General features: G+C 37.9%; 5 protein-coding genes and 1 pseudogene. All 6 read right to left on the bottom strand.

From position 1 onward, the window contains the following. Positions 1 to 284, bottom strand: a 284-nt coding sequence (locus AACY61_RS06660; protein ID WP_339610798.1) for a Mur ligase domain-containing protein, incomplete at its 3' end; no start/stop codon positions are given. Beyond that, a pseudogene (gene murG, locus AACY61_RS06665) lies at positions 281 to 1,379 on the bottom strand (undecaprenyldiphospho-muramoylpentapeptide beta-N-acetylglucosaminyltransferase). The pseudogene murG and the gene AACY61_RS06660, both read right to left, overlap by 4 nt. After that, positions 1,366 to 2,556: an FtsW/RodA/SpoVE family cell cycle protein gene (locus AACY61_RS06670; RefSeq protein WP_339610799.1), complete on the bottom strand. Its 1,191-nt coding sequence runs from the start codon at positions 2,554 to 2,556 to the stop codon at positions 1,366 to 1,368. Before AACY61_RS06670 ends, murG begins: the two are co-directional and overlap by 14 nt. Positions 2,557 to 2,573: 17 nt before the next feature. Then, a complete protein-coding gene (gene murD / locus AACY61_RS06675) occupies positions 2,574 to 3,908 on the bottom strand; it encodes a UDP-N-acetylmuramoyl-L-alanine--D-glutamate ligase (protein ID WP_339610800.1) in 1,335 nt (444 codons plus the stop codon). Continuing rightward, entirely contained in the window at positions 3,908 to 5,140 is a 1,233-nt protein-coding gene (mraY, locus tag AACY61_RS06680; protein ID WP_339610801.1) for a phospho-N-acetylmuramoyl-pentapeptide-transferase, read from the bottom strand. Before mraY ends, murD begins: the two co-directional genes overlap by 1 nt. 1 nt (position 5,141) lies before the next feature. Beyond that, complete coding sequence (locus tag AACY61_RS06685) at positions 5,142 to 6,602, bottom strand: UDP-N-acetylmuramoyl-L-alanyl-D-glutamate--2,6-diaminopimelate ligase (RefSeq protein ID WP_339610802.1); 1,461 nt, start codon at positions 6,600 to 6,602, stop codon at positions 5,142 to 5,144. Between the last annotated feature and the right edge of the window lie 45 nt (positions 6,603 to 6,647).

Here is a 6,647-nt window from a genome sequence, read left to right on the forward strand (position 1 = left end):
CCATTGTTTTTAAAGTAATTTAACAACTCACTGTCTGAAGGAATTGCCGGTGTATAAACTACAAGGGTGGTTTCTACATCAAAGTTTTCTTCAACTGAAGTTACCCGATCTTCATAATTCACCAGAATTTCTTCACTGAATAAAGATGCTGTTAGTTTTGTTGCTGTTTTATCATATCCGTAGACCGTTTTACCTAAGGCAGCACAATAGCGAGCCAATGCACTCATGCCGATCCCGCCGATACCTATAAAAAAAACTGTTTGTATGTGTGTGTTCAAATTCATACTCCTTTTTTTAATAAGGTTTCAATTTCGTTTACTATGGCTCGTGTTGCGTGGGGTTTGCCAAATTTTAAAATATTTTCTCCCAATTGTTTTTGATGTTCCTCAGAGTCAATCAGGTCTTTGAATTTACTTTCAAAATGTTTATCAATCTCATTTTCCTCCAGAAGAATTGCACCTTTTTCGGCTTCAATGGCAAGGGCATTTTTCTTTTGATGATCCTCAGCAACGTTGGGTGAAGGAATAAAGATTACCGGTTTACCAACCAGGCACAACTCAGAGACTGAAAGTGCTCCTGCTCTGGAAATAACAACATCGGCTGCTGCATACGCAAGATCCATCTGGTATAAAAAATCAACCACTTGAACGTTCTTATTCTGATTGTGTTTTTTATAGGTATCATAATAATAGGCTCCTGTCTGCCAGATTAACTGAACACCAAGTGTTTCAAATAACGACAGGGAATGTTCAATGAGCCGGTTGATGGTTCTTGCACCCAGACTACCACCCAGCACAAGCAATGTTTTTTTGCTTTCATCCAGATTGAAATGCTTCAATGAGAGTACTCTTTTATCAGAAACGTTGACGATATCCTGTCTGACCGGGTTTCCTGTAAAAACTATTTTCTCTTTTGGAAAAAACTTCTCCATTCCGGGATAGGCCACACAAATGGTTTTTACTTTTTTTGCCAGCCATTTATTGGCAACTCCAGCAAAAGAGTTGTTCCTGAATCAAACAGGGAATCCCTTTAGAGGACGCTACTTTCAATAAAGGGGCACTAGCAAAACCACCCGTTCCTATAACAACATCAGGTTGAAATGTTTTGATGATTTTTCGTGAACGCGCTATACTGTGAATCAATTTAAAAGGGAAACTTAGGTTTTTAAAGGTCAACCTTCGTTGGATACCGGATATCCAAAGTCCTTCAATTTCATAGCCGGCTTTAGGCACTTTTTGCATTTCCATACGATCCTGAGCACCAACAAACAAAAAGCGGGCTTGGGGAAACCGCGCCTTTAGTTCGTTAGCAATTGCTATCGCCGGGTAGATATGACCACCGGTTCCACCTCCTGACACTATGAATTTATACTGCTTCACTTAATATATCTAATGGATTTTCTTCGTCTACTTCTTTTTTTACTTCAATTCTTTTTGCGCTTACACTTAATATGATCCCCAACGAAAGACAGGTCATCCAAATGGATGTCCCACCACTACTTATAAGTGGCAAGGTTTGTCCTGTTACCGGAAATAATTCAACCGCTACCGCCATATTGATGAATGCCTGAAAGATGATAGGAATTCCCACAGCAATCACTACCAGTTTGCTAAAACGGGAGTTTGCCTTTCCAGCAACTATTAAAATACGAAACAGCAACCACACATATAAGAACATCAACAACAAGGCTCCTGCCAACCCAAACTCCTCAATGATAATAGCAAAAATGAAATCTGAAGAGGACTGAGGCAAAAAGTTTTTTTGTACACTTTTTCCGGGTCCTAAACCTGTAACTCCACCTGTTGCAATGGCTATTTTAGCTTTTTCAATCTGATAACCTTCTTCGGCATCTTTGGAATCTGTAAAGCTTTCAACTCTGCTGATCCAGGTATCTACCCTGTTGGGAAACACACCCGGAAAGGCTTTTGCCGTTAGAACAAAAAGCGACAGCATTACAAAGCCTACTCCTAAGATTGTAGCCAAATACCTGAATGGATAGCCTCCCATAAAAACCAGTAGCACGACCATAGAAAATAAAATTGCTGCCGTTGAAAAGTTCGCCGGAAGAATGAGCCCTACAACTAAAAATACGGGCACCCATAAAGGCAGGATACTCTCTTTAAAAGAAATAATTTTATCTTTAATTTTAGTGAGGTAGGTAGCAACATAAACCATCAAAACAACCATGGCCAGCGAGGAGGTTTGAAAGGTAAAGCCTACCAATGGAATTTGTATCCATCGACTGGCATTGGCTCCCTCTATAGTAGTTCCCTGAGCCAGCGTATAGATTAATAAAGCAATAACAATTGGAATACCAATAATTGAAAAAGCCCTGAAATAGTTATAAGGAACTCTATGTACTGCATATAAAATTACAAAGCCTAAGCCTAGATGCATGCCGTGTTTTAATAAATACCCAAATGTATTGCCGTTGCCGTATAAATATGCCAGGTTGCTGCTTGAACTATACACCGGCAAAAATGAAAGCAATGCCAACAAAGCAGCAATGGCCCAAATGGCCTTATCTCCTTTAATATGTTGCAAATACTTTTTCATTTATTATAATTTAAGTTTTAGAGGTTTCTCACTGCATTTTTGAATTGACGACCCCGATCTTCATAATTTTCAAATAAATCAAAACTGGCACAGGCCGGAGACAATAATACAGTATCACCCTTATCTGCCAGTTTGTAAGCAAGTTCCACCGCTTCTTTCATTGACTCTGTCTGTGTTAATACAGGCACTACATTTCCAAAAGTGTTAATGATTTTTTCATTGTCCAATCCCAGACAGACAATGGCTTTTACTTTTTCATTTACTAAGGGTAGTAGTTCCTCATAGTTATTACCTTTATCAACCCCTCCAACAATCCACACTGTGGGGCTGCTCATACTGTCTAACGCATAAAATGTTGCGTTGACATTTGTTGCTTTAGAGTCATTTATATACGTGACATTTTGAATCTTGAGTACCGTTTCCAATCGGTGTTCTACACTTTGAAAGTTGGTTAAGCTCTCTCTGATTGTTGCTTTTCTGATACTCAGCAACTTTGCAACGGTAGACGCTGCCATTGCATTTTTAAGGTTGTGACTCCCTTGTAATTCTAAACTTTTTGTAGGCATTTCTATGGTTTTATTTTTTATTGTAATTGTAATTTTATCATTGTTTATGTATGCTCCCTCATCGAACTTTTTGCGTAATGAAAAAGGCATTTTTTGAGATTGTACACTATTGTTTAACATCCACTTTTCTATCACCGGGTCATCAGCGTCATAAATAAAATAGTCGGCATCTGTTTGATTCATTGTGATTCTAAACTTTGAGTTGATATAGTTTTCAAATTTATAATCATACCGATCCAGATGATCTTCTGTGATGTTGGTCAATACTGCTATATGGGGTCTGAAGTTGACGATACCGTCCAGTTGAAAACTACTCAGTTCCAGCACATAAAAGTCATTTTTTTTCTCTGCTACCTGTGCTGCAAAACTTTGACCGATATTTCCTGCTAAACCCACATTAAGCCCCCCCTTCTTAAGGATGTGATGTGTAAGGCTTGCCGTTGTGGTTTTGCCATTGCTACCGGTGATGCCAATGATGATTGCATTAGTGAACTGAACTGCAAACTCAATTTCAGAAATCACAGAAATACCGTTTTGGTTAAGCTCCCTTACAAGAGGAGCTGAATCTGGTATTCCGGGACTTTTCATAACCACATCTGCAGTCATTATTAGCGATTTGGAATGTTTTTCTTCTTCCCATTCTATCTCATTATGTATAAGAACTTCCTTGTATTTTGATTTTATTTTTTGTTTATCAGAGACAAACACTTTATAACCTTTTTGTTTTCCCAACAGTGCGGCACCTACCCCACTTTCTCCTGCTCCTAAAACCACCAAGCGCTTCATTATCTGACTTTTAATGTTACAATAGCCAGAACCGCAAGAATAATTCCCACGATTAAAAACCGGGTTACTATTTTACTTTCATGAAACCCTTTAATTTGATAATGATGATGAATTGGTGACATTCTGAAAATACGTCTTCCTTCACCAAATTTCTTTTTCGTGTATTTAAACCAACTTACCTGCACCATTACTGAAAGAGTTTCTATAAAAAAGATTCCACACAATATTGGGATGAGCAGTTCTTTACGCACGGCGATTGCAATAACCGCAATGATTCCACCTATGGTTAAACTTCCGGTGTCACCCATAAACACTTGTGCCGGATAGGCATTATACCATAAAAACCCAATGAGTGCTCCTACAAATGCCATGATAAAAATGGTCATTTCTCCGGTTCTTGGTATGTACATGATATTGAGGTAATCTGAAAAAATCACGTTGCCCGAAACCCAGGCAAAAATGCCCAAAGCAATAACTATGATAGCAGAAGTTCCTGCTGCCAGACCATCAATACCATCTGTGAGGTTGGCACCGTTAGATACTGCCGTTACTATAAAAATCACGATGGGAATAAACAAGATCCAGGCATATTTTCCGTAGCCCTGACCCAGCCATGTAATAAGGGCAGAGTAATCAAACTCATTGTTTTTCATAAATGGAATGGTGGTTACCAACCCCTTTGTTTCTTTATTGATAAGTTGCTGTTCGCTCAAATCAACAATTTGATGTGTTTTAGGCTTTACATTGTCATCCATTTTTACAGTAATTTGTGGATGAAAATACATTGTAGCTCCGATTATGATTCCCAAAACAACCTGGCCAAACACTTTAAATTTACCGGGCAGACCCTGCTTATTTTTTTTAAAAGTTTTTATGTAGTCGTCAATAAAACCAATGATTCCCATCCAAATTGTGGTGAAAATGAGCATGATAACATAAATATTATCAAGCTTGGCAAACAAAAAAACAGGGATCAAGGTGGCCAAAATAATAATGAGTCCTCCCATTGTAGGTGTACCAGCTTTTTCATTTTGACCTTCGAGTCCTAAATCTCTAACTGTTTCGCCAATTTGTTTTTTGCGGAGATAATTGATGATTTTTTTACCGAATACAATAGCGATAAACAATGAAAAGATTATTGCCATCGCTGAGCGAAAAGAGATAAATTGAAACAGCCCTGTTCCCGGGATGTTAAAATTGGCATCTAAGTATTCAAATAAATAGTACAGCATATTATTTGTTTAATTCTTTTAAGAAGCTGTTTACAATTTTAAAATCATCAAAATCAAAGCGCTCTCCTTTTATTTCCTGATAGGTTTCATGGCCCTTTCCGGCAATAAGTATGATATCATTCTCAGTTGCTAGCTGGCAGGCCGTTTTGATGGCTTGCCGTCGGTTTGAAATCGCAAGGGTTTTTTTGAAATTTTGAGGCTCTACTCCTTTTTCAATATCTCTTATGATTGCATCAGGATCTTCATTACGCGGATTGTCACTGGTAAAAATAACTTTATCACTTAATGCAGAGGCTATGTGTCCCATTTTAGGCCTCTTACCTGCATCTCGATTGCCACCACAACCCACAACAGTGATAAGTGTTTCGTTTCCTGTACGTATACTATTGATAGTTTCCAATACATTTTTAAGCGCATCGGGAGTATGGGCATAATCTACAATGGCCGTTATTTTTGAATCTGATATCTGATACTGAAAACGTCCACTTACACTTTCAAGCTCGCTAATTAGCCTGAGAACTTCAAGTTCTTCAAGACCGCAAATAGTAGCTACTCCATAAATGGCTAATAAATTGTATGCATTGAATTCGCCAATGAGTTTTGACCACAGCTCACTGGAGTTTATTTTCAATAAAAGACCACTAAATTGGTTTTCAAGCACCTGTGCTTTAAAGTTAGCTTGTGTTTTAAGCGCATAGGTAAACCTCCTAGCTTTGGTATTTTGCATCATTACCATCCCGTTTTTATCATCTTCATTAACCAACGCAAAAGCTCCCTTGGGTAGTTGATCAAAAAATATTTTTTTAACATCACGGTATGCTGCAAATGTTTTATGATAGTCTAAGTGATCTTGTGTAAGGTTTGTAAAAATGCCACCTTCAAAATGAAGGCCTTCGGTACGTTTTTGATGAATGCCATGAGAACTCACTTCCATAAAGCAATAATCTACTCCTTCAAATACCATTTTATTTAAATAGGAATTGAGCGTAAGTGAATCGGGTGTGGTATGTGTTGCCTTGAACTCCTCATTGAGTATCATTATTTTTACTGTGGAAATTAATCCAACCTGAAAACCGGCGTTTTTAAATAACTGATACAATAGCGTTGCAATGGTAGTTTTTCCATTGGTTCCGGTAATCCCAATGAGTTTTAACTTTTTTGAAGGGTTCCCAAAATAAGAAGCTGCCATAATGGCCAGAGCCTTTTTGGTATCATCTACCTGTACATACGTAATCCCGTTTATTATGTGTTCAGGCAATTCTTCACAAATAATAGCCAATGCTCCTTTCTCAATAGCTTTTTGTATGTATTGGTGCCCATCGACCTCAGACCCTTTTATGGCAATAAAGCAATCATTGAATTCTACCTCTCTTGAATCAAATTTGAGCTGAGAAATGATCACATCAGTGCTTCCGACAACTGCGTTTAAGGTGACTGTATATAATAAATCTCTTAAATTCATGAAGAAAGTTCTAATTCAATTTGTTTTCCTTTTATGAGTTTTTCT

Origin of the sequence: uncultured Planktosalinus sp. (genome assembly GCF_963973675.1) — a bacterium.
Lineage (GTDB): Bacteria > Bacteroidota > Bacteroidia > Flavobacteriales > Flavobacteriaceae > Planktosalinus.